1 protein-coding gene is annotated in these 2,517 nt (G+C 40.6%); it reads right to left on the reverse strand.

Annotated features, from left to right (window positions below):
* Positions 1-466: 466 nt before the first annotated feature.
* Positions 467-2,284 (reverse strand): phosphoenolpyruvate carboxykinase (GTP), encoded by a 1,818-nt coding sequence (locus AB1414_19095; protein MEW6609519.1) that lies wholly within the window; start codon positions 2,282-2,284, stop codon positions 467-469.
* Positions 2,285-2,517: the final 233 nt, after the last annotated feature.

Here is a 2,517-nt window from a genome sequence, read left to right on the forward strand (position 1 = left end):
AAATTCGACCCTTTCAGGGTCGAGTAGTGCTCACGAGTCTTTTTCCGTAGATTATATCTACGGTTATGTGAAATTTAACACTTTCAGTGTTAAAAGGAAAAAAATGGAAGCTGAATAGTTACAAAATAGATTGAAATTTATAGAAATAGGTAGAAATTGATTGTGGAAAACAACAAATTTCCATAAATTTCTATTAGTTTCTATTAATTTCAATTTTTTTAATAATATCTCCCTATCTCCTTAATCTCCACATCTCCTTTTGTTACACCACCTGAACGCTTACGAGCGTTGATTTTATTAGCTTTCTCAAATCCAGAGTTTTTTCTTCACCTCCAGTTTTTTAAGTAGGAAGTGAGAAGTAAGAAAGGAAGTTGATTTCTCTTATATTAACTTCGGACTTTCCACTTTTTACATCTTACTTTTTATCCGAAAGTTTTCTTGCTAAATGGTAACTGATGAATGGTAATTAAGTTCCAATTACCAGAGATTCCCGGAGTCGTTCACAAAGTGCGTCGTGTTCATCCCAAAGAGCCTGTGGCAGTCGGTCTCCAAACTGGTTAAAGAATTCTGCAACACTTCTGGTTTCTTCAAGCCAGTCCTGTGGATTTACCTCGAAGAGGTGGTCTATAATCTCTGAAGGTAGGTCAAGACCAGTCATATCAAGGCTTTCTGGAGTAGGGACATAACCAATAGAGGTTTTTTTGGCTGATGTCTTACCGTTACAGCGGTCAATAATCCATTCGAGAACACGCAGGTTTTCACCATAGCCTGGCCAGAGGAATTTACCATCGTCCATTCTAAACCAATTAACATGGAATATCTTTGGTGGCTTTGTCATCTGGCGTCCCATTTTAAGCCAGTGACCAAAATAATCAGCCATATTGTAACCACAAAAGGGCAACATAGCCATTGGGTCGCGGCGAACTTCTCCCTGCTTTCCATACTGAGCCGCAGTCCGTTCTGAAGCCATAGTTGCTCCCATATAAACTCCATGCTCCCAATCAAATGCCTCGTAGACTAATGGGGCTAAATGTGCCCGTCTTCCACCAAAGATAATAGCCGTGATTGGCACTCCATGATGATGTTCTAATCGGTGGCTGGCGGAAGGACAATTAGCGATGGGCACCGTAAAACGACTGTTAGGGTGAGCACCTTTAATCGCATTACCGTCTTTATCAACCATCCCTGGTTTCCATGGTTTCCCTTGCCAGTCCATTCCTTCATCAGGAACTTGACCATCTCCATCTTCCCACCATACCGTTCCATCTGGTTTAAGAAGAACATTTGTATAAATGGTATCTTTTTGAATCATAGCCACTGCGTTTGGATTGGTTTGAGAATTAGTGCCAGGTGCGACGCCAAAAAATCCTGCTTCCGGATTAATTGCCCATAATGCCCCATCACTATCAATTCGCATCCAGGCAATATCATCACCTACAGTCCAGATTCTATAACCTTTTTTCTTTAATCCCTCTGGTGGAATAAGCATAGCCAGATTGGTTTTACCACAGGCACTTGGAAATGCGGCGGCAATATATTCGATATAGCCATTAGGTGACTCTATGCCCATAATTAACATATGTTCTGCCAGCCAGCCTTCTTTTTTCGCCAAATAACTGGCAATACGGAGGGCTAAACATTTTTTCCCGAGCAGGACATTTCCTCCGTATCCTGAGCCCACACTCCAGATAGTATTATCCTCCGGGAAATGTAAGATAAGTCGACGATTAATATCCAGGTCAGCCTTAGAATGCAAACATCTGGTAAATTCTCCCCATTCTCCTAATTTATCAAGCACCACTTTTCCCATTCGGGTCATAATCCGCATATTCAAGACAACATAAATGCTGTCGGTTAATTCTACGCCTATCTTGCTGAAAGGAGACCCGACAGGACCCATTGAAAATGGCACGACATACATTGTCCGTCCAACCATCGAGCCATTAAATATCTCACCAGCTTTTTTATAAGCCTCCTCTGGCGACATCCAGTTGTTAGTTGGTCCTGCCTCTTCCTTTGAGGATGTGCAAATATAGGTCAGGTTTTCTGTTCGAGCAACATCATTAAGGGCGGTGCGGTGGTAAAAACAGCCTGGTAATTTTTCTTGGTTCAGTTCAATTAATTCACCAGTCTTAATGGCTTCTTTTGTCAGGCGATGTTTTTCCTCCTCAGACCCATCGCACCAGTGAATACTATCTGGCTTACATAACCTTGCCATCTCATCAACCCAGGCAAGCAAAGCACTATTGTTAGTCATAACTATTTTCTCCTTCTTTTTGCTCATTGGTAATTAGTCACCAATTTTTAATTTCGGACATAATTAAAGTCTGTCTTTGGTTTTTAGTCTTTGGTCTTCTTATCCTCTCATTTTCATCCAATTCTCTAATCTCTAATTTGTTTAATTTACTAATTCGCTTAATTTTCCTCTAACATCTTCTTTATCTTTTCCTTACCAAGAAGTTTTATAAGATCTCTTTGTATTTTCTCTTCCCCAATGCTACGGATTACCTCTTTTTC

The organism is bacterium (genome assembly GCA_040755795.1).
Lineage (GTDB): Bacteria > UBA9089 > CG2-30-40-21 > CG2-30-40-21 > SBAY01 > JBFLXS01.